This window comes from Lacticaseibacillus mingshuiensis, assembly GCF_016861785.1.
GTDB classification, from domain to species: domain Bacteria; phylum Bacillota; class Bacilli; order Lactobacillales; family Lactobacillaceae; genus Lacticaseibacillus; species Lacticaseibacillus mingshuiensis.
Genome location: NZ_BOLS01000005.1, coordinates 74,948 through 96,111 on the forward strand (window position 1 = coordinate 74,948; position 21,164 = coordinate 96,111).

The 21,164-nt window shown below is 55.2% G+C and carries 14 protein-coding genes and 1 other annotated feature; of the genes, 6 read left to right on the forward strand and 8 right to left on the reverse strand.

Annotated elements, in window-relative coordinates:
* Positions 1-135: 135 nt before the first annotated feature.
* The 3 genes from JUE67_RS04415 to JUE67_RS04425 are packed head-to-tail and all read left to right on the forward strand — an operon-like array spanning position 136 to position 4,358.
* Positions 136-1,146 (forward strand): WxLIP family cell surface protein, encoded by a 1,011-nt coding sequence (locus JUE67_RS04415; RefSeq protein WP_203626761.1) that lies wholly within the window; start codon positions 136-138, stop codon positions 1,144-1,146.
* Complete coding sequence (locus tag JUE67_RS04420; RefSeq protein WP_203626760.1) at positions 1,130-1,489, forward strand: EF2685/EF0750 family sortase-dependent surface protein; 360 nt, start codon at positions 1,130-1,132, stop codon at positions 1,487-1,489. The genes JUE67_RS04415 and JUE67_RS04420 overlap by 17 nt, the downstream gene beginning before the upstream one ends.
* A complete protein-coding gene (locus JUE67_RS04425) occupies positions 1,473-4,358 on the forward strand; it encodes a hypothetical protein (RefSeq protein ID WP_203626759.1) in 2,886 nt (961 codons plus the stop codon). Before JUE67_RS04420 ends, JUE67_RS04425 begins: the two co-directional genes overlap by 17 nt.
* A 151-nt stretch (positions 4,359-4,509) precedes the next feature.
* Here JUE67_RS04425 and JUE67_RS04430 read toward each other — a convergent pair whose 3' ends face one another.
* The 6 genes from JUE67_RS04430 to JUE67_RS04450 form a co-directional block, all read right to left on the reverse strand.
* Positions 4,510-5,352, reverse strand: coding sequence for an alpha/beta fold hydrolase (locus JUE67_RS04430; protein ID WP_203626758.1), 843 nt, complete (start codon positions 5,350-5,352; stop codon positions 4,510-4,512).
* A gap of 85 nt (positions 5,353-5,437) precedes the next feature.
* Positions 5,438-5,974 (reverse strand): TetR/AcrR family transcriptional regulator, encoded by a 537-nt coding sequence (locus tag JUE67_RS04435; RefSeq protein ID WP_203626757.1) that lies wholly within the window; start codon positions 5,972-5,974, stop codon positions 5,438-5,440.
* Between the two features lie 93 nt (positions 5,975-6,067).
* Positions 6,068-7,759, reverse strand: a complete 1,692-nt coding sequence (locus tag JUE67_RS04440; RefSeq protein ID WP_203626756.1) for an oleate hydratase — start codon at positions 7,757-7,759, stop codon at positions 6,068-6,070.
* A gap of 27 nt (positions 7,760-7,786) precedes the next feature.
* Complete coding sequence (locus tag JUE67_RS12815) at positions 7,787-7,918, reverse strand: hypothetical protein (protein WP_263974051.1); 132 nt, start codon at positions 7,916-7,918, stop codon at positions 7,787-7,789.
* Positions 7,919-8,062: 144 nt separating this feature from the next.
* Positions 8,063-8,620, reverse strand: a complete 558-nt coding sequence (locus tag JUE67_RS04445; RefSeq protein WP_203626755.1) for a TetR/AcrR family transcriptional regulator C-terminal domain-containing protein — start codon at positions 8,618-8,620, stop codon at positions 8,063-8,065.
* A 55-nt stretch (positions 8,621-8,675) separates the two neighbouring features.
* The gene (locus tag JUE67_RS04450; RefSeq protein ID WP_203626754.1) at positions 8,676-8,999 is read right to left on the reverse strand and encodes a hypothetical protein; all 324 of its coding nucleotides are present in this window, start codon (positions 8,997-8,999) and stop codon (positions 8,676-8,678) included.
* Positions 9,000-9,634: 635 nt separating this feature from the next.
* Here JUE67_RS04450 and JUE67_RS04455 point away from each other — a divergent pair.
* The 3 genes from JUE67_RS04455 (at position 9,635) to JUE67_RS04465 (ending at position 17,316) form a co-directional block, all read left to right on the forward strand.
* Positions 9,635-14,398 (forward strand): mucin-binding protein, encoded by a 4,764-nt coding sequence (locus JUE67_RS04455; RefSeq protein ID WP_203626753.1) that lies wholly within the window; start codon positions 9,635-9,637, stop codon positions 14,396-14,398.
* Between the two features lie 172 nt (positions 14,399-14,570).
* Positions 14,571-16,025, forward strand: a complete 1,455-nt coding sequence (locus JUE67_RS04460; RefSeq protein WP_203626752.1) for a 6-phospho-beta-glucosidase — start codon at positions 14,571-14,573, stop codon at positions 16,023-16,025.
* A gap of 766 nt (positions 16,026-16,791) precedes the next feature.
* Entirely contained in the window at positions 16,792-17,316 is a 525-nt protein-coding gene (locus tag JUE67_RS04465) for a ClbS/DfsB family four-helix bundle protein (protein ID WP_203626751.1), read from the forward strand.
* Positions 17,317-17,382: 66 nt separating this feature from the next.
* Here JUE67_RS04465 and JUE67_RS04470 read toward each other — a convergent pair whose 3' ends face one another.
* Together JUE67_RS04470 and JUE67_RS04475 are read right to left on the reverse strand one after the other, a co-directional pair.
* Positions 17,383-17,964 carry a uracil-DNA glycosylase family protein gene (locus tag JUE67_RS04470; protein WP_203626750.1) on the reverse strand — a complete coding sequence of 194 codons (582 nt, stop codon included), beginning with the start codon at positions 17,962-17,964 and terminating at the stop codon, positions 17,383-17,385.
* Positions 17,965-18,054: 90 nt separating this feature from the next.
* Complete coding sequence (locus tag JUE67_RS04475) at positions 18,055-20,886, reverse strand: cation-translocating P-type ATPase (RefSeq protein WP_203636987.1); 2,832 nt, start codon at positions 20,884-20,886, stop codon at positions 18,055-18,057.
* 46 nt (positions 20,887-20,932) lie between these two features.
* Positions 20,933-20,976: a sequence feature (sodium ion sensor (DUF1646 type); this cis-regulatory element may regulate processes involved in with the transportation of sodium ions), on the reverse strand.
* Between the last annotated feature and the right edge of the window lie 188 nt (positions 20,977-21,164).

Here is a 21,164-nt window from a genome sequence, read left to right on the forward strand (position 1 = left end):
GACTCATGCGCTGACATCTGAGCGGTGAGAGGTCAGTGCAACGGTTGCGTTGTGCTGGCCTTTTTTAACGCGGTCGGCAAGCGCGCTAAGTGGTGCGTATCAGGCGGAACGGACACGAAAATGGGGGAATATTGGGTGCTTCGTAAAACGATCATCATCGTCGTCGCGCTGATAATGGCGTTGGCAGGCTGGACTGTGGTGCCAGTAGCCGCGGCTGGGGCTGGGTTCACGGTGACGCCACAGCTCCCCGCAAATCAAGTGGGCGGCAATAAAGGTTACTTTGATCTTCTGGTCAAACCCGGGACTCGCCAGGCACTCACGATCACGGTCGCCAATCAAAGTGCACAACCGAAAACGTTGCGGGTGGCGATCACTTCGGCCTTTACACAAGATAACGGTCAGGTGGGGTACACCCCAAGTAGTAAGCGGGATCCGTCTGCCGTCATTCAGCTCGCCGATCTGGCATCCGCGCCCGTGTCAGTTGAGTTGAAAGCCAATGAAGGGCGAAAGGTCACCTTTTTTGTTCAAATACCGGCTACCCCACTAAAGGGGCAGTTGCTTGGCAGTTTTTATGTAACGGATGAAACGGCCCCGGCTGCGGATGACCAGTCGGGTATGAGCATCACGAATCGGTTCGCGATGGTCGTTGCCATTCAGATGCAGACCACGGAAGAAACCGTTGCGCCGCACCTGAATCTGCTGAGCGTCAAGCCCGGCAATCAGAATGACCAAGCGGCCGTGTTGGCGACGCTGCAAAATGATCAGCCGCGGTTGTTTGGTGGGATGGCGATCAAGGCGAGTGTGACCCGAGATGGTGACTCAAAACCGCTTTTAACTCGTAATGCGGACCAAATGGCGATGGCCCCAAACTCGTCGTTCAACTATGCGCTTTTTACTAAGGCCCCTTTGGTTGCCGGAAAGTATTGGCTGACGCTGACGGCTACTGCCGGCACGTACACGTGGCGGTTTCACCGCGCCTTCACGATCGACGCAAAGGTTGCGGCCAAGGTCAACAAGGGTGCGCGGCTGGCGGTGGTGCGCCCGTTCCCCTGGTGGTGGGTGCTGATCGGTGGGTTGCTCCTGATTGCCCTGGGCTTGCTCGGATTACTATTTTGGCGGAGGAAAAAAGATGAAGGGAAAAAATAGATGGTGGTTGGGCTGGCTATTAGGGGCCTGCTTGATCTTGGTCAGTCAGGGGCACCAAGTTGTTAAGGCGGCAGAAGCGATGCAGTCACAGGCACAGGTGGCCATTGTCGGCGAGGCGTTGGCGCCAGTCAAGCCGCGGCCTACGCCGCCTGCGCCGGCCCCGACAAATCCTGCACGGCCAGGGGGAAAAACGCCGAGTCAGGTGCGACCAGGCGGTATTTTTCCTGCAACGGGAGAAGAAGCCATTCCGTGGGTCACCCTGATCGGATCGGTGATCTTGCTCGAGTTGTGGCTTTTGCTGTTATATGGAAGACGAGGTGCGACGCATGCGGAGACTTCATAAAAAGGGGGTGCTATTGCTACTTAGCATCGCCTTGGTCATTGTGTTGGGGCTGCGGACGGAGCTGGGCCGCGCCAGTCCAGTCGCCGCTGCCAATCCCAGTATCGTCCTACCGCCCGCGGTACCGGTGGTGGCGGGATCTGGGTTCCGCTCCCCGACCGCGGATTCGACGCGCATCCTGACGCAGGCGAATTTTCGGGACACCGCGGGGCGCCAGCTGGGGACCGGGCGTGTGGGTATCGTTCGGTCAGGGGAGCAAATGCAGTTGCGGGCTGGAATCGGGCTAAAGGTGTTTGAGGATACTGGCACGCTTCAGGTCATGATCACGGCCCAACTTAGCGACCAGGTGCCACAACGAATGCTCGGAAATGAAGCGGGGACGCAAAAACAACTTAGCCAGTTTGGCCTGACATATCAAACGGGGCAATCTGGGCGTCAACCCGATACCAAAAATATCCAGTATGGCTTTGTCGCGCCGACCGTTAGCGCCCCTACTTGGCTCACTTTTCAGATCGGGCTGACTATTACACCACTGTTTGGTATCTTCGTTTCACCCGGGGAATACAGCACCGAATTACTGCGCCTACTGATTTTGCCGCAACCCTACACACCGGAATTGACCTCTGACCATGTCGTTCTCTTTGATGGGCGATCGACCGATGTGCAAGTCGCAGGCCTGCTCCCAGAGATCGCACCAGATTTTTCTCTATCGGCTGGCGCAACTCTAACTGCGCAAGCGCGAGGCAGTGCAACGCTGCGGCTGACTGGGAATGGGGAAGTCGGTAGCCAAACGGTCGCTGGCACGCTGTATTTTCCACCGTTGTTGCTGGGCGGGGCTGCCACGATTCAAGTTGCACCAAGGACGATCTATGGGGTGCATTTACCAGACCAAGCTGGCAGTCATGGCGGTCAGGTGGCGTTTCACCTTGCGCTTCCAAGCGGGCTTGAAGCCACCAACGTTCACTGGTTTTGGCATGGTGAGGAGCTGCCCGACCAGCACGGTGAGACAGTCACGCTTCGCGGCTTGCGGCTAGGCGATGACGGTTCGGAGGTCTATGCTATCGCCGACTTTCAAAAAGGTGGAGTGGTGCTCGAGCGCGAGGTGGAATCAAATCACGCGCACCTGACTGTTCAACCGGCCGGGTACACAATGGCACCGCGGCAGGCGCTTCTGATTGGTGGTCCTGACACCTCGGCCGCGCAAAGTCAGACGACTTTCGAGTTTCAGCCGGCGATCACAGGGGACCTGCCAAAAATCACGTGGTCGGTGATGGGGCCTGGGCCTGCGAGCATCGACAATGAAGGGACGCTGACGGCCTCTAAAATACCCGGCGCAAGCGGCAACGTGACCGTCCAGGCCCGGGTCACAGTTGGTGATGAATTGATCACGACCCTGACGCAACAGGTCGTGGTTGGTCGCTTGACCGCCGCGGTCACAACCGCGGCAGGCGAGGATGCGCGGTTCGATGCGCCGACCAGCAATGGCACTGCCTGGCGCTACACGTGGCAGACTAAGATGCCCACTGATGCGAACTGGACGACGCTACCTGATGAAAAGGGCGCCTCGTTGACCTTGAAAAACGTCCAGGCCGTCGATGCGGGGAGACAGGTTCGAGTCCTGATTCAGGTGGCGGGCGGTTTCAGTGGGACAACTCAAGTCACATCGAATGTGGGTGTCTTGTATATCGAGATGCCTCGAACCGACTACACGCTCAGAACCCAGTCACCATTTCTCTTCACCGCTGGCGATGATGAGCTGGGACAGCCGGCCAGTACGACGACCACTGTCACACTGGCGGGGGTGCAGGAAGATCAACTCGGTGGGCTCACTTGGAAGGCGATTGCGCCAGATGCGACGAGTTCAAGCGGCGCTGTTGTGATCACGCCGAGTCGCACTGACTCGCGGCAGGCGACGGTTCACACGACGGGGATGCCGGGCGTGGCGGAGATCGTAGCGCGCTACCGCGAAAATGGGGTCCTGCAGGAAAGTCGGGTGCAGCTCGAGGTGCTTTCGCTTGCGGACATCACTGTAGCGGCGAATAACGCCCTGATTTTTCAGGTACCGACGATGACCGCACCCACCAGCGTTGTTCCAACGTATGATTGGGTCCGAATGAGTGGGGGCCAAACGGTTCAAGTCACGGCAAGGCCGACCACCGCCGCTGTGACTCAGGTGGCGTCGAAGGTGACAAGTGCACTCAATGGCACTCACTATCAACTGACGATGCAATTCGACTACCAGGGGCAACCGGTCTCGTTGCACTCGAATGTCGCTGCGATCAGCGTCACCCCGCCCGATGGATTGGCGATGCAAACACTGCCCAGTTTTGCGTTTGCGAAATACGATTCTAGTCGCACGAATGCGCAGGGCACCTCGTATTTCGCCCCGACTGTTGCGGAGCTGATCACAGGCGCGTTTCAAGGAAAGGACCCGCTCCCGCAAACGCCGGGCTCGGATCCAACAACGGCGGATTGGTTGCGCGATAGCAATCCCACTGACAATACCTTGCTGATCTCGGACACGCGCGGGCCGGAATCCGGCGAGTGGCAGCTCGGTCTGAAAATGACGCGCTTTGTCAGTGGCTTTTCAGGCAACTCGATCGCCCCGCAGCCGGAAACAGGGGCCCTTCAGTTGATTTTTCATACCGAGGATGGAACTGCTTTGACGGTGCCGTCTGTGCCGATCGGAAGTGAGGATGCGACCATCTTATTCAAGCAATCGGCACTGCCCGCGGCCCTTCAACAGGCGGAAGTACTGACCTTCACTGTTGATGGTTTTTTAAAACTCGGTCCGCTTCCTTCGACGCGGGTCAATTCGTATCAGGCTGAGTTAACCTGGGAGCTCGCATTGGTCCCGCAACCTGAGGACTAAAACGGCCGGGACAGGCACGGTTAATTTATGCTCAGGTTGACCTGCGCCCTGGACTTACCAGTAGATAGAATACGCAAATGGCCTGAGACAACGACATGCGTCTCAGGCCATTTTTTCGTATCAGAGTCGAATTTGGTTGAGAAAAACGTGATCAGCGCTGATCCAGCACTGCGGCCAGTACCTCGCCAAAGCCTTCTGGTCTCTGCGCGTAGCCGAGATGGCCACCGGGGATGATCGTGACAGGAACGGTCAGCATCTTGCTGATAGCGTTGATCACGGTCTGCGGCGTCGACCCTTTGGAATCGGTGCCGTTGAGCAGAATGACCTTGTCGCGGTTGGCCTGGAAGACCGCCCAATCAATGGGTTGGCCCGTGTACTGCAAGATCTCGTATTTGAACCAGTACATCACGCCAGCCATGCGCTTGGGGTCTGGCGCGGCGCCGTCTGTTCCGGTGCCGGCCATCATCATTTTTGCGTCGAGCGGCTGGATCTTCATGGCCGCGCCGAACTTGTCGCGGGCTCCAGAGAAATCGCCACGGAGCACGGTTTCAACGGCGTCCACATTTTGCGCGCGCGCGTTGACCTGGTCGATCACCGTGCTTGTTGGGCATTCATGTAGCGCAACTTTTGCAAAGCGGTCCGGGGCGGTGGTGAAGGCCTCGGCGGCGACAATGGAACCGGAGCTACTGCCCATGAGGAAAACGGGTTGGCTCGGGCTGACCGCATCCGCCAAGGCGAGCACATCCTGCGCGTCGACCGTCAGACGGTAGTGACTGTCAAAATCTGCCGCTTCGGCTGGCAGCGGCGCGTCCATCACGGTGTCGCCGTAACCGCGTCGATCGTAAGTGACCACGGTGTAGCGGTCCTTGAGCTCCTCGGCAACGCCCTTGAAAATATTGCCTGTCCCGTTTGCGCCGGGCACCAGAATCAAGACCGGTCCCTCACCTGTTTTTGTATAAGAAAGCTGTGCACCACTGACTTTAAGTAATGTCATCGTCTCACTCCTATCTTGTTGATAGGACTAGTTTACGGGTGACGGCGGCTGACAACCAGCACAAAAAACCGCAAAGTGTCCCGTTTCATTTGAGGAGTGACAAAATTTGGCGGTTGCCCAGTTGCCGGTGAAAATCGGCAATCTGTGTCGCGGGCAACGCGGGGTCGCTTTGGAGCCACTGAAGAAACAGGCTGACATGCGCCCCGACCAGAAATGCGGCCAATAGGTCATCCGGCATCCGGGCCTGACTGCCACGAATCAGCGTCACGTAATGCGCTTGGGCCTGATGCCGCAACGCATTTTCCAGCGCCGGCCAGTGCTGCTCGGTCAAAAAGGCGCGCATCAAGGGACGATTGGCCGCTGCGTACCGATAAAAATTGGTGAAGTCCGGCTCGTTCAAAGAGCCGCCGACAAACCGGGCCGCCGTTTCGCGAACGAGGTCGGCTTGGAGCCAGTCGATAAAATCCTCCCGATCCTCAAAATTGCGATAGAACGTCGACCGCGCAACGCCGGCCTCATCCACGATCTCGCGCACGCTGATCTTGGCCAGTGGCCGGGTCAATAGCAGACGGGCGAAGGCCTCTTTAAGCGCGCGACGGCTGAGATCACTTCGTTGTGGCATCTGATCACCTCCATGTCACTCACAGTACCGCGAACGACCGCAAAAAAACAAGCCCAGCGTCCCCATTCGCCGGGCTTGTTTTTGGTCATCAAATTATTCAAACATTTTCTTGGTCGCGCGCAGCAACGTTGGAATGTCCTTGTCGTAGCGCGGTGTTTTGACCAGATGGCTCATTGGGATGCCGGCAAAATGGTACGCGGCGATCTCGCCTGAGCGAACGGCACTTTGCTCGGTGAAGACCATCTGGTAAGGCTGCTCGGCGAATTCACCTGTGAAGGCGAGGTTGGTCGAGTGGGCCGGAATGACCAGCGGACGGTCGGACTTGGCGCGGTTGTTGAACAGTGCAGAGGCATATGGCATGTAAGATGGGATGCAGTTGATCACAGAATCCATGATGGCCTCGGTCTTGGTCTTGATGTTGACAGGGCCAGGATCGACCATCGACAGCTGGCCGAGCAATTCTTTGAGCATCTCTTCGCCGGTCATTTCGATGTACGGCTTGTCGACAAATTCGCCGTGGCGCCGTGGATACAGGAAGTAACCCCAGATGACGGCCTCATTTGGCTTTTGCGTCGTGAAATGCGGCTGGTGATGCACGACGATCGACATGTTGACATCTGGTTGGCCGAGCGGTGTGATCGGCGCGGTCGAGAGAAAACTGTTCAGCGCGTTGCCTGGAATCTGCGTCGTAATGCGGGTGATCTCGTTGAGCAGCAGGTGGTCCTTGGTGGTCAGGGTGAAGCTGACCCACTCAGAGGCATCGCGGTCGGCGAAGAATTTGTCAGGATTTCCCAGGTTATAAAAATGATCTGCCGCTTTTTTCCATAGCGCGGCCGACAGCCCGTAATCCATGTTCTCCGGGGCGGCAGTGTGGTAGTCGCCGATCGTTGCGGAGTCGGTGATGGACCCGTTCGTGAAGATCACAGCGGTGTCGTCATCCACGGCGACCTGCTCGACCTCACCACTCTTGGCATCGGTGATCTCCAGGCCGGTGACGGTGATCTCATCCTGCATCGCGCTGTCCTTGAAGGTCCAATCGGTCACGATCTTGCCGAGGACGATGTTGACGCCTTTTTCTTCCAGATATTTGATCAGCGGCAGCATGATGCTTTCATATTGGTTGTAGCGTGTGCGGTTGACGCCGACCAGATGCTCGATCTGCGTGAATTCGTACAGCATCATGTGCATGTAGCGCCGAAGCTCCTGCGCCGAGCTGGCAGTGCGGAAGGCAAAAGTGGTCTCCCACATGTACCAGAAGTTGGTGGTGAACATGTGCGGGTCATCCTTGAAATAGTCGGCGATTGAGACGTTGTCGAGCTGTTCCTCGTCCTTGTCCGGCATCATCACGAGCTTGGTCAACAGCATCCGGTCGGTGTTGTTGAGGCCGAGGTGTCCGGCGTTCAAAATACCCTCGCCGCGCCGCAGCAGACGTGCTTTGTCGAAGGTGCGGTGCTTGGCGTCAAAATCATGTGTATCCTCGGCTGCTGTCATTCCGGGCTCGGTGACGGATTGAACCCGAGACAGCAGGTCCATCAGATCCACATAAGTCCGATAGTTGAGCATCCGGCCGCCACGCGCAATGAAGCCCTTGGTGTTGTCCAGCGGGTGGTTGGCGTTCCAATAATCGGCGGCTTGCTCGGTGGCGGCGCTGCCGTCGTTGGAGCCGTGGTCATCGATACCGTAGAACGTGATGGCAGAACCATCCCACTTGCCTTCTTGAATCAGATACACGGCCGCGGCCATGTTAGCAAGGCCTGCGCCGATCATAAGTGCTTTTTTCTTCATGGAAAAATACTTCCTTTCCTGCTTTTATTAACCGCGATGGGATTCGAAGATGGCGTAATCTTTTGCGTCATCATGGAACCAGTCTAGCTTGACTAAAGTGTATGCCGTTGCCGCAGCCGCGACCCCGACCAACGTGGAGAGCCAAAGTGCTTTTTTCATCTCATTCACCTCTCTGTTATTGTTTACGTTTCCATTTTAATGAAAAAAAGCCGACAAAAAAATGGACAACCTGGCCGGGTTGTCCAAAAGAAAAGGTTAAGAATCTGGTGGGCCGCGCCTTTACGAATGCATAGGGGGCACCACTCAATGGAGCTTTCGCGCATTTTCCGTTGCGACTTTGATCGATCCGGTGAGCATCATCTCCGCGCGGTTGACCAGCGCGTCTTTGCTTTCAGCGAGGCCGTTCATCAGCCACTGAATGACCTGGGCGACAATGGCCAAGCCATAGAAGTTACAAATGTCATCTTTGACGTGTTTGGGCAACGATGGGTCCGCGTCATCGACGACCTTGAGGACCAGCTGCTCGGCAACGGTTGCCAGCAGACGTTCCAGTAAGTCGCGGCCTACCGAATTAAAGCTGGCCAGACAAAAGGTGCGATTCTCATCGATATAGTCCAGCAAGATCCGATAGGCGGTCTGCCACTTGGCGATCTGCGCGTTTTTGGCGACCTGCGAGATGATCTCCTGGTCATAGACCCATGCAAGCAAGGAATAGATATCGTCGAAATGATAATAAAATGTATTGCGACTGACGCCGGCCGCCTCGGTCAATGCGTCGATGGTGATATGCTCCAGTGAGGTGGTCGCCATCATTTTTCGTAGCTGTTCGCCCAGGAGGCGCTTTGTTTTGTCGCTTGCCATGTACTTGCTCCCGTCCCTCAAAAAAAGCCGCAAAAATTTGCGGCGCCTGATGCTTTTATACCAGTGGCAGATAGATCAATTCGACAAGTTGTTTGTGACTCGCAATATTGATGCCGGCGATTGGCTGCTCCAAGATCTTTTGATATTCGCTCAGGACATCAGACGGCAACGGTGTTAATAAGTGCAAGTCGTCAATAATGTCGCTCACTGATTGGGCGCTTTCGATGTTGCCGAAGATATCGACTTTACTGAGGCAGTCACCCAGTAGGTCTGTTAGCTCAGCGTCGGGCTTCCCATTTTCGTCTGTGAGTACGACTTGTTGGTGGTTCAGCGGCAGATGGTCAAAACGGATCCATTTCAATGCGCCAAATACATTCATAACCGCACCTCGCCTCGCGTATTTGCGGCCCGCATCTGCGTCCGCCTAAGTTAATTGTAGGCAAAGGGCAAGTCAAACGCAATCACGAGAATGGCGGGGCGGGGGCGGAGCCGAGTGTATAAGCGCGGTAGCTGATCTGGTTCGGGTAATGGTGGTCGCACTAAGCCGCGAGTAACGGAACGGGCTCGATGTCTCCCCCCCCGCTTGGCACGCCCAACGGACTGAGCTTACGGATGTCAGGACAGGGTGGTATAGGCGCGAAAATGAAACCCGAACATTTACTGGGACGAATAAACCCATAATCTTTAAATTTATTTTTGACAAACATTTTTCCCGGATCGACTGTACCGCTTTGCACAATTGTCGGCTGACCATTAGTTGCACGACGAGTTAGTTAACTGACCAAATTGTTTTGGAACGCAACTATTTGTTGAATTTCTCAGAAAGTTGCGTTTATTTTTGACCGGCTAATGAGGAATTAATTTATTTTTAAGATAGTGGATAAGCAATATTAAAGAATCGCATTTTATTTAAATATCTGATTATGCTTGTTAAAGTTCCCCAACTCGTGTATAAGTGCTAAATGGGTTTAGTGTAAATTGTTACAAATAGATTTGGGGGAATGATTTATTTTGATGAAGGATAAGCGTACCAAACTGTTTAGGCAGTTATCTGATTCGACTGCCAAGGGCCACTATCGTTTATACAAGTCCGGTAAGCTGTGGGTCAATCAACTTTTGATCGGTGGGGCCGTCGTGCTTGGCCTTACGAGTAGCGTTGCTGTGGTCAAAGCGGCCGACGCGACATCAGCACCGCAGCCAGCGACGCGCAGTTCTGTGATTCAGAAGGCGACGACTGTTAAGGCGGAAAAGGTTGATGCTAAGGCATCGTCTTTCGTAGTGGCTGGTTCGGCTAGTGCGAAACAAGTCGACAATGCGGCAGATGCAACGTCCAAGAAGACTGTTGCCCCTGTGGCTACCAAGCAACCGGCTAAGCAGTCGGTCCAGCAGTCGGCCCAGGCGAAGCCAAAGTCTGTTTTGCGTCTGGCAGCACTGCAGCCGAATGACACCGTAGCGGACTTTATTGCCAATGCAAAGACCATTGGTAGCAATACAGACTTCAAGGCTTTTACTGACCAGTACGGCACTGCCGCCACAGCCAATTGGATGCGCGCTTGGCTGAATAGCTATCAGTATATTTCGGTTGGAGATGTGAAGTTTCCGGGATGGGCGACAACACATGCATCAGTGGCAATCGCTCAAGGCAAATTAACGGCTGATCATGTAGATGGTGGGAATAGTGTCGAGCCGACAGACCCTATTTCTGGATTAGCCTCTTTCGCCAACGGTGGGGTTCAAGAAGACCTGACTGGTGCGAGCCTGATTGGTACGCAACCAACTATGACAGGTTGGATCATGCAGCAGGCCATCAAGAATATCTCTGCCTTTTATCATTCATTAGCCAGTGATTCGTTTTACACCACTAATGGGCAATTCACAAAAGCAAATGCAGACAGTTTGGCTTCAGATCCGGAGAGCGGTATCACTAAACGGACCGATGATGATGGTCAAAGTGTCTATGTTGTCCATCTCTATGGAAAGCAGGGTTTTAACACTTTACAGGCGGAAGGATTTAGTGACAACGATACAGTCGTATATGATGTGACTGGTAGCGGTAAGTATAGTCTAGGTACCGGTAATAGTTCGCAAGATCCTAAATCGCTTGTTTGGAACTTACCTGACTTTACGAACGTTGATCTGACGACTACCGTAGACGGAAAGATACTCGCACCAAATGCTGTGGTTGATTACAATAACAGCTTTTCCGGTGGTATTGCCAGCAACGGTATCGGCGATGTGAAGCCGCCAATTATTACTGAGGACACGGAAGTCAACTTCACAGTCCATTTTGAAGGTGCTGGCGATGATACCCCGGACGATATCGTTCAGTCAAAAGAGACGGAGAAAACTACCGACGAAGGTACCGGCCTAGTGACATACGGTAAGGTTACTTTCGACCCAGTGGATGTCCCGCAAATTCCTGGCTATTCTACTGAGATCAGCGTTGTTGATGGTCCAACAATCACAGATGGCAAGTCGCAAACAGTGACCGTCACATACGTCGCTGATGATACCGCTAAGATCACTTTTGTAGACGTCGATGATGGTAATAAGACTGTTGGGGACACCACAATTGTTTCGGGTAAACCTGACGCGACGGTTGACTATGATGTGACGGAAAAGGTGCCAGACGGGTACGAACTCGTTGAAGGCGACCTGGAAGGTAACATTACCTTCACACCTGGTGATGATGATGTACAGATTCACCTGAAGCACAAGCACGAGATCACAAAAGATGTCCCGGTAGATTTCACAGTCAACTATGATGGCGCTGGGAAGAATACCCCAAAGGACAATGTTCAGCACGGCACCACAACGAAGGACACTGATCTTGTCACCAAAAAGAGCACGTATACGCCGGTCGAATTCAAGGATGTTCCAACGCCGACCGTACCCGGCTACGATCCCGACGATGATGTTGTCGATGGCCCAACAATCACTGATGGTCAGTCTAAAACGGTGACGGTCCACTATACCGCTAGCCAAGACTCGGCTAAGATCACCTTCGTCGATGACGACGCCAATGGCAAACAAGTTGGTAAGGTCACAACTGTTGACGGCCACACTGACGAATCCAAGCCATTTGATGTGACCAAGGATATCCCAGACGGCTACGAATTAGTCCCAGACAACAAGACCACCGGCACGATCACCTTCACGCCGGGCAATGATGATGTCCAGATCCACCTGCAGCATAAGCATGAGATTACAAAAGATGTCCCGGTAGATTTTACGGTCAACTATGAAGGTGCCGGGAAGAACACCCCATCGGCTAATGTTCAGCACGGCACCACAACGAAGGATACGGATCTTGTCACCAAAAAGAGCACGTATACGCCAGTTGAGTTCAAGGATGTTCCAACGCCGACCGTTCCCGGCTACACCACAAAAACGCCGTCTGTTGATGGTCCAACAATCACTGATGGTCAGTCTAAAATGGTGACGGTCAAATATACCGCTGACGATGACTCGGCAAAGATCACCTTCGTCGATGACGATTCAAACGGTGACCAGGTTGGTGAAGCAACAATCATCAAAGGTAAGACGGGTGAATCCAAGAACTTCAATGTGACAGTCCCAGCCGGCTACGAACTCGTCCCAGACAACAAGACCACCGGAACGATCACCTTCACGCCGGGCAATGATGATGTGAAGATCCACCTGAAGCATAAGCACGAGATCACAAAAGATGTCCCGGTAGATTTCACAGTCAACTATGATGGCGCTGGGAAGAATACCCCAAAGGACAATGTTCAGCGCGGCACTACAACGAAGGATACGGATCTTGTCACCAAAAAGAGCACGTATACGCCGGTTGAGTTCAATGATGTTCCAACGCCGACCGTTCCTGGCTACACCACAAAAACGCCGTCTGTCGAGGGGCCTACAATCACAGATGGTCGGTCTCAAAAGGTGACGGTCCACTATAACGCCAAAGAAGACTCGGCAAAAGTCACTTTCGTCGATGACGACGCCAATGGCAAACAAGTTGGGCAAGAAACAACTGTTGAAGGCCACACAGACGAATCCAAGCCATTTGATGTGACCAATGATGTCCCGGCCGGCTACGAACTCGTCCCAGGCAGCAAGACCACCGGAACGATCACCTTCACGCCGGGCAACGATGATGTGAAGATCCACCTGAAGCACAAACACGTGATCAAAGAAGACATCTCAGTCAACTTCACGGTCCATTACCAGAACGGCGGCAAGAATACCCCAAAGGACAACATTCAACGCGGCACCACAACATCGGATACCGACCAGGTCACGCATAAAACGACTTACACACCGGTCGCCTTCAAAGATGTGAAGACCCCCGACGTTCCTGGCTACAACTACGATAAGGCCGCTGTTGATGGTCCGACGATCACAGATGGCAAATCGCAAGAAGCAACGGTGACGTACACCGCGAAAGACGATCAAGCCACGATCACCTTCATCGATGATGTCACCGGCAAACAGGTCGGTGACGCCACATCGGTCACCGGTAAGACGGATGAAACCAAGTCCTACAATGTGACAAACAAGCTTCCGAAAGGTTATGAACTCGTCCCGGGCAACAAGACGACCGGCGAGATCACTTTCACGCCTGGCAACGATGACGTCCAGATTCACCTGACGCATGGCACTGAAACTGTCACAACAGGCGTCGACGGGTTGACCCGGGATGTCACGCGGACCATTCATTACATCAATGGTCGCGATCAAAGCACGATGCGGCCAAATGTGACCCAGCGCGTGTCTTTCAAGCGTTCGGCTCTGATCGATAAGGTCACCGGCGACGTCATCAAATACAACGCTTGGCAGCCAGTTTCAACTGCGAATTTTGCCAAGCAGGACAGTCCGCTGGTCGCGGGCTACACCGCCGATAAAAAGACGGTTGCGCAACAGGCGGCCGACCCGAGCGCCCTTCATGCAGATGTGACGGTCACGTACCACGCCGACGAGCAGGCGGGGACTGTGACCTATATTGATGACACCACAGGCAAAACACTGCGCGTGGATCAGCTCAAGGGACAAACGGATACGTCTGTGAACTACCCGGCAGCCGCCCTGCTGAAGGGCTATGCCAACGCAGGCTACACGATCACGGCCAACGATCTGCCGGCAGACGGTGTGATCCGCTTTTCCGCAGCGGGCGCGAATGTGTACACGGTCCATCTGACGCATGCGACGAAGCACATCACGCCGACTGCCCCGGGTAAGCCTGGCACGCCGGTCGACCCGACGAATCCGACTGGTCCGAAATGGCCGGCTGACTCGAGCAAGGATCAGCTGGTCAAGACGATCACGGAGACCGTGACCTACGTGTATGCCGATGGGCGCGAGGCCGCCAAGCCAAGCCGCGACACGGTGACCTTCACACGTGAAGGCACGGTCGATCTGGTCACGGGTGAGGTCACCTTCACCGCGTGGGTGGCCCAAGACGGCGACGACACGTTTGATGCGAAAAATAGTCCGCAGCTGGCGGGTTATACCGCGTCTCAGAATCGTATCGAGGCGATCGCCCATATGACTGCCGACGCCGCGGATCAAGTCTTTAAGGTCGTCTACACGAAAGATTCTGCACCAAAGAAGGTACCTACGCCGGAAACGCCGCAGAAGCCGGAAACGCCGGCTGCGCCTAAAGCGACGCCACGCCCGGTAGCAAAGGCAGCCAATAACGTCTTACCGAAGACAGGGGATGAAACCGCCACTGGCATCGGGTATGTGGGCCTGCTTTTGGCCTCACTGAGCGCACTGCTGATGGTCGGCGGCAAGAAACGCCGCGACTGATTCACTTTTTTGCCTCACCACTGCTCCCCCCATGAGCAAAAGATCACGCCTCGCACAACGTCATGCAGGGCGTGTTTTTTTGTGTCTGCAGCCGGGCAGTTGGACGAGGTGCGACTTTGTTTTCCCATAAGAAAACGGTATCATAAAGACAAACGACAAAGGAGCTGAGAATTTGGCTGGATTACGCAAAGATTTTCTCTGGGGCGGCGCGGTTGCCGCGAACCAACTCGAAGGTGGCTTTCAAGATGGCGGCAAGGGCCTGTCTGTCGCGGATGTGATGGCGGCCGGCGCAAACGGTGTTGAGCGTGAGATCACAGACGGCATCGTGGCGGGGAAAAACTATCCCAACCACGAGGCGATCGATTTTTACCACCGGTATAAGGATGATGTGAAACTGTTCGCGGACCTTGGCCTTAATTGCTTCCGCACCTCGATCGCCTGGACGCGCATTTTTCCCAATGGCGACGAGACTGAGCCGAACGAAGCGGGGCTGCAGTTCTACGATGACCTGTTCGACGAGCTCCATAAATACGGCATCGAGCCGGTGATCACGCTGTCTCACTTCGAGATGCCGTACCACCTGGTGAAAACATATGGCGGTTGGCGCAGCCGCAAGCTGATCGATTTTTACGTGCGTTATGCGACCACGGTGTTCAAGCGCTTCAAGGGCAAGGTCCACTACTGGATGACCTTCAACGAGATCAACAACCAGACCGGCTTGAACAAATTCGCGCTGTTCACCAATTCGGGTATTCTTGTGCGGCCTGACGAAGATGCCGCCGAGGTGATGTATCAGGCGGGGCATTATGAAGTCGTCGCGAGTGCGCTGGCGGTTCAGATCGGCCATGAGATCGACCCAACCAACCAGATCGGCTGCATGGTCGCCATGGGCCCAACCTATCCGGCCACGACCGACCCCAAGGATGCGTTGAAGGCGATGCGCGAGATGCAGCGCAACTACTGGTTCGCCGATGTGCAGGTCAAGGGCAAGTACCCGAGCTGGCTGGTCCAGTATCAAAAGGATCACTTCAACTTGGATATCACGCTGGAAGACCTCGACGTCTTGAAGGAAGGCACCGTCGACTACATCGGTTTTTCCTACTATGCCTCGCATGTCGTCAAGGCCAGTGAAAATGAGCCGGTCAGCTATGTCGATCCGCTGCACACAAAGGGCGTGGCCAACGACAAGCTTGAGCGCTCGGATTGGGGCTGGGAGATCGACCCGATCGGCCTGCGCGTGGCACTGAACTGGTTTGCGGAGCGCTATGACAAGCCGATGTTCATCGTCGAAAACGGGCTGGGTGCGATCGACACGCCAGACGCGGCCGGCCATGTGCACGACCCATACCGCATCGATTATCTGAAAAAGCACATCGAGCAGATGAAACTTGCAGTGGAAGTCGATGGCGTTGATCTGATGGGCTACACGCCATGGGGCTTCATCGATCTTGTTTCCGCCGGTACTGGTCAGATGGACAAACGCTACGGCATGATCTACGTCGACAAAAACGACGCCGGAGAAGGCAGCCTTGAGCGAAGCAAGAAAGATTCCTTCTATTGGTATCGCAATGTGATCAAGACCAATGGCGAGGAACTTGGCGATGTGACGCCAGACTACGAAGCCTAATGAGCGTACGCAAAGAGCTGGGGCAAAATGGTCCCAGTTTTTTTTGCGCAAAAAAAACGCCAACCGGCAAAAATCGTCAGTTGGCGTCTCAAGACACACTAAAGAGGCCTCGAGAGGCCCCATTTTAACTTTTTCAGTTACGAACGTGCCGCTGTCTGCGCGGGGATGGGCGCCGCGCCCTATGTACCGTGTGTTCGTTACTCCACTGCACGCACACACGGTGCTCCATCCGACCCATTTTGAACACCAGATGAAAATGGCATCCGTTGTTAACGCTTATACCCGAATCGCCAGACACGTGCCGGCGCGCTGGTGAGACAGGCCCCATGAGACTCAAGGGAAAGCTACGATCGTTCGGCAACCGGACAACGCCGGCAGGACCACCGAAGGAATTGGACAGGAGTTCAGTGAGTTTGCAAGGCTCACACCTGCAATCGAGTTAACGAGATCAGTATAGTCAGATGCTTACTTTTTGTCAACGGTTTCAATTTGCGTGGAATCACTGTTATATCGGTATTGTGAGCGCTTACGGAAAATTTAATAATTTCCTTTTTCTGTATGCGTGGGGCCTGATTGTCCGAGACCCGGAATAATTTTGCAACGTCCGCAAAAAAATGACATTGACCGGCCAAACCGCCTCTGCCCGTAATGCTTGCGGCGATCTGGAAATGACGCCCCCTTGAAAAGAGACAAGTGTTGAACGAAAATAGACAGCGGAAGGTAGTTTTTAGGTTTCCCAAAAATTTGGATGTGGAGGGGTGTGAGCATGATGAGACCACAAACAAGACAGGATCTGCTTTACGCGGTACGGACCGAGTACGATCGGTTTGAGGCGTTACTAGCGGAATTGCCATACGAAGGCAAGCGGACGGTGCTGTCCACTGAGGGGCACGGGACGAACATGCGTGACGTGTTGGCGCGGCTGGCTGCTTGGCAAAAGTGTTACCTGGATTGGACTAAGGCGAATTTTGCTGATGAGCAGCAAGGCTTTTTCCCGAAACCGTTCAACTGGCAGACCGTCCCGCGCTTCAATCGGGCCGTTTGGGAGGCCAACCAAAAGACCTCATTTGCGGCGGCAAAACGGGCATTTGAGACGCAGCACGTGATGATCGTTCAGCAAGTCGAAGACATGATCAAAGAGCAATTGTTTGTGCTGGAATTTTATCCATGGACGGGCAAACGGCCGCTGGCGGATTACACGTTCCAGGCGACAGTGGCGCGCTACCAGTGGGCCAACCGGCAGCTGGCCAAGTACGAGAAAGCGACCAAGCAGCTTCAGGAATCTCGTTGAGGTTAGGCAAGTAAATCAAAACGGAGAGATGCACGCAGTTATGCTGCGCGTCGTCTCTCCGTTTTTTTAGTCTAGAATCGCTGCGACTTGGGTCTGAAGGGCCGGCACCACGTCGCTTTCAAACCACGGATTGGTCCGCATCCAGCGATAATTCAAGGGCGAGGGGTGCACCAGCGGAAAATACTGCGGCAGGTAATCCTGATAATGCCGGACCGTTTCTGTGAGGGTCCGCTGCCGCCGCGCCCCCAGGTAATAATTTTGCGCATAGGCGCCGATGAGTAGTGACAGTCGGACTTTTGGCATCAACGCAAGCAACGGCGCATGCCATTTTTCCGCAAAACCCTTGCGCGGTGGCAGGTCGCCGGACTTGCCTTTTCCCGGGAAATAAAAATCCAGTGGCAGGACGGCCAATTTTCCTGAGTTGTAAAAGGTCTCGCGGGAGACACCCAGCCATGTCCGCAAGCGGTCGCCGCTGGGGTCGTTCCAAAAGGTCATGCTGGATTGGGCTAAGCGGCTGGGCGCCTGGCTGATCAACAGGAGCTCCGCGTCAGGCGAGATCGAAAATAGCGGGCGGTCGCCGCGCGCGGTGAAGGCCTGATTGGCGGGGTCGGCCATGATGGCGTCGGTGATCTGTGCGAGTGTGTCCATATTGCACCTCCAGTGATAGGATACCGCCAACTTGGCCAGCAAAAAAGCCCTTCACGCGGAAGGACTTTTGGTAGGCATATGGGGCAAGACTCAGACCTCTTTTGCCGGCTTGATCTGTGGGACGCTTTGCGGCGCCTTGCTTGGGCGAATGCGCCAGTACAGTTCCTTGAGCCCAGACAAGACGAAGGTCGGAATGGCTGGCAGGAAGACCACGGCCAGATAAAGCGGAGTGGTTAGCGGGGCCGTACCGATCACGGTGTTGAAAAATGGCATCACGGTGACCAGCAATGAAGCGACCGCGGCAAATGCCACGGCCATCAGCAGGCGTGGGTTCGAAAATGGGTTGCGGCGGAACAGGGTCCGCGTCGAGCGCGCATCGAACACATGCCACAGCTGGCCGAACACCAGGGTCAAGAAGCCGAGCGTTTGCGCTTCTGCGACGCTCATGCCATTGCTAGCGGCCCAGATGAAGGCGACATAGACGAGGCCACCCATCACGATGCCGCGGAGGAAAATGCGGCCCAGCATGCCCGACAGAATCGGTGCCTTTACATTTCGCGGCGGCAGCTTCATTAGGTCGGCTTCTGGAACGTCATAACCCAAGGCGAAACTCGGCAGGGCATCCGACACCATGTTCACCCACAACACCATGAGCGCCGTCAAGGTCGGCGCGGTGGCGGGCACGTTGCCGATCGGATGCGTCATCAGAATCACGCCGAACAGCAGGGCCAGCACTTCAGCTACGTTGGTGGTCAATTCGTGGCGCATGAAGTTCTTGATGTTGCCAAAAATGGTCCGGCCGGCTTTGACGGAATTTTCGATCGTCGTGAACTTGTCATCTAGCAAGATCAGATCGGCGGCATCCTTGGTAACTTCGGTGCCGTTGATGCCCATAGCGATGCCGATATCGGCGGCCCGCAGCGCAGGCGCGTCGTTGATGCCATCGCCGGTCATTGCGACGACCTCACCGTGTTTTTGCAGCGCATGGACGATGCGCTGCTTATGCTCCGGCGACACGCGCGCATAGACCCGGACTTGCGGCACGATGTTGAACAGGGCCTGATCGTCCATTCCCTCGAGCGTTTTACCTTCGACGACCTGAGCGTTCGGGTCCGCTACGATACCCAAGCGCAAGGCGATCGCGCGGGCGGTCGCGGCGTGGTCCCCGGTGATCATCACGACTTGAACGCCGGCCTGGTGCAGTTCGGCGACGCTGGTCTTTACCTCGGGGCGCGGTGGGTCGATGATGCCTGCGATGCCCAAAAGGGTAAGGTGCTGTTCGAGCTCGGCGGCGGATCCGTGTTTCGCCAGCCGTTCGTCGATGTCCCGCAGCGACACGGCGATCGTGCGCAGGGCGTCCTCGGCAAAAGTCAGCACGACGTCATCGACCTTGGCGCGACCTTCTGCGACGGGCAGGAGGTGATCGTGGTCTTGAATCAGATCCGTCTTTTCGAGCAGGACATCCGGCGCGCCTTTGGTCAGGACCTGATAGTGATCCTTGTCCTTGATCACCACGCTCATCATTTTGCGTTCGCTGTCGAATGGCAGAACACGGACGAGATCGATATCCAGGGCATTATTTTTATCCAGGACGGTGTCGCGGTCGACGCCTGTCTTGTGGCCCATGACGACTAACGCCACATCGGTCGGATTGCCGAAGGGCTGACTGCGGCCATTTTCATCCTGCTCGATCGCCGCCTCGTTGTTGAGGACGCTGGCGAGCATGAAGCGGGAAAAACCAGGGGTGTCGGCGTCGTCATCGGCGATGATCTCGCCGACGGGTTCATAGCCGTCGCCTTCCACTTGATAGCGGGCGCCATTGGCAAAAAAGCGGGTGACCGTCATCTGATTTTTCGTCAGCGTGCCGGTCTTGTCCGAGGCGATGTAACTGGTGGCACCCAATGTTTCCACGCTGTTCAATGACTTGATCAAGCCATTGTTTTTCGCCAGCATCGTCGCCCCGATCGTGAGCACGATCGACAAGACGGCTGGCAGGGCATCTGGAATCGCGGCAACGGCCAGTGCGATCGCGGTGGACAGGCTCTCGGCGATCGCCGCAAAGGACAACGCGCCGGTCGCCTGGTAGGCCTTGAACAGTTCCAACCCAAGCGTGAAGGCGACGATCGCCATGGCCACGAGCATCAACTTCTTGGTCAAGGCATTGATTGTCAGCTCGATCGGGGTCTTCTTAGTTTTGACCTGGGTGAGCAGGGTGGCGATCTTGCCGAGCTCGGTGTCCATGCCGGTGGCCACGACCAGGCCAAGGCCGTTGCCGTGGGTGACCATCGCCCCGGAATAACCCATGTTGGTGCGATCGCCGAGCTGCGCGTCTTCGTCCAGCGCGTGGGTCTGTTTGCGCACAGGCTCCGCTTCCCCGGTCAGATGCGCCTCATTCACCTGCAGTTCCGCGACATGAAGCCAGCGGACATCCGCCTCGATGAAATCGCCGGTCTTGACGGAGACAATGTCACCAGGGACAAGAGATTCCGCCGGGACAGTCTGCCATTCACCGTCCCGCAACACGTTTGCATGGTGGTCGGCCATGGTCTTCAGGGCGGCCAGAGACTTCTCGGATTTTTCCGCTTGCCAAAACGACAGGCCGGAGTTGACGCCGATCAGCAGCAAGATCGCAATGCTTTCATAGATCGCGGCGCTGGCGTGGCTGACGTCGCCGATCACGAACACGTCATAGGCGGCACTGGCCCAGGCCAGCAAGACCGCCACAAATAAAATGATGACCAGCGGCTCTTTCAAGGTGTTCAAAAATTGGCGCCAGCGCGGCAGGCGCGGGGCCTCGGCCAAGGCGTTGGGGCCATATTGGGTGAGACGGCGCTGGGCCTCATCCGGGGTCAGCCCATGGGTGCGATCACTTTGCAGCGCGTCGAGCACATCCTGTTTGTGGGCGCGAAAACTGTCTTTCATTGGAAGCCTCCTTATCGGGAAACAAAAAAAGCGTACGTTCAACCGAGTCTTCCTCCCCAGGAAGACAAGTCTTGAAGCGTACGCCCAACCGATGTCTTTAGTGTTTTGTTATTTACATTGTAAATTATCGCTAATATTTGTGTCAAGATTATTTGAATCGCAATCTTGCGCGAGGACCAGCCGATGTCCCAAAGGAACCCATTTTATATAGTAGAAACTGGCACCGCTGGCCGCGGCCTGATCTGGAAAAATCATCGCTGCCACCAATCATGATTGGC

What these genes read in the sequence shown, in the direction of transcription:
- JUE67_RS04420 (WP_203626760.1), top strand. Translation starts at nt 1,130, where the DNA reads ATGAAGGGAAAAAATAGATGGTGGTTGGGCTGGCTATTAGGGGCCTGC.
- JUE67_RS04425 (WP_203626759.1), top strand. Translation starts at nt 1,473, where the DNA reads ATGCGGAGACTTCATAAAAAGGGGGTGCTATTGCTACTTAGCATCGCC.
- JUE67_RS04430 (WP_203626758.1), bottom strand. Translation starts at nt 5,352, where the DNA reads ATGACATTACTTAAAGTCAGTGGTGCACAGCTTTCTTATACAAAAACA.
- JUE67_RS04435 (WP_203626757.1), bottom strand. Translation starts at nt 5,974, where the DNA reads ATGCCACAACGAAGTGATCTCAGCCGTCGCGCGCTTAAAGAGGCCTTC.
- JUE67_RS04440 (WP_203626756.1), bottom strand. Translation starts at nt 7,759, where the DNA reads ATGAAGAAAAAAGCACTTATGATCGGCGCAGGCCTTGCTAACATGGCC.
- JUE67_RS12815 (WP_263974051.1), bottom strand. Translation starts at nt 7,918, where the DNA reads ATGAAAAAAGCACTTTGGCTCTCCACGTTGGTCGGGGTCGCGGCTGCG.
- JUE67_RS04445 (WP_203626755.1), bottom strand. Translation starts at nt 8,620, where the DNA reads ATGGCAAGCGACAAAACAAAGCGCCTCCTGGGCGAACAGCTACGAAAA.
- JUE67_RS04450 (WP_203626754.1), bottom strand. Translation starts at nt 8,999, where the DNA reads ATGAATGTATTTGGCGCATTGAAATGGATCCGTTTTGACCATCTGCCG.
- JUE67_RS04455 (WP_203626753.1), top strand. Translation starts at nt 9,635, where the DNA reads ATGAAGGATAAGCGTACCAAACTGTTTAGGCAGTTATCTGATTCGACT.
- JUE67_RS04465 (WP_203626751.1), top strand. Translation starts at nt 16,792, where the DNA reads ATGATGAGACCACAAACAAGACAGGATCTGCTTTACGCGGTACGGACC.
- JUE67_RS04470 (WP_203626750.1), bottom strand. Translation starts at nt 17,964, where the DNA reads ATGGACACACTCGCACAGATCACCGACGCCATCATGGCCGACCCCGCC.
- JUE67_RS04475 (WP_203636987.1), bottom strand. Translation starts at nt 20,886, where the DNA reads ATGAAAGACAGTTTTCGCGCCCACAAACAGGATGTGCTCGACGCGCTG.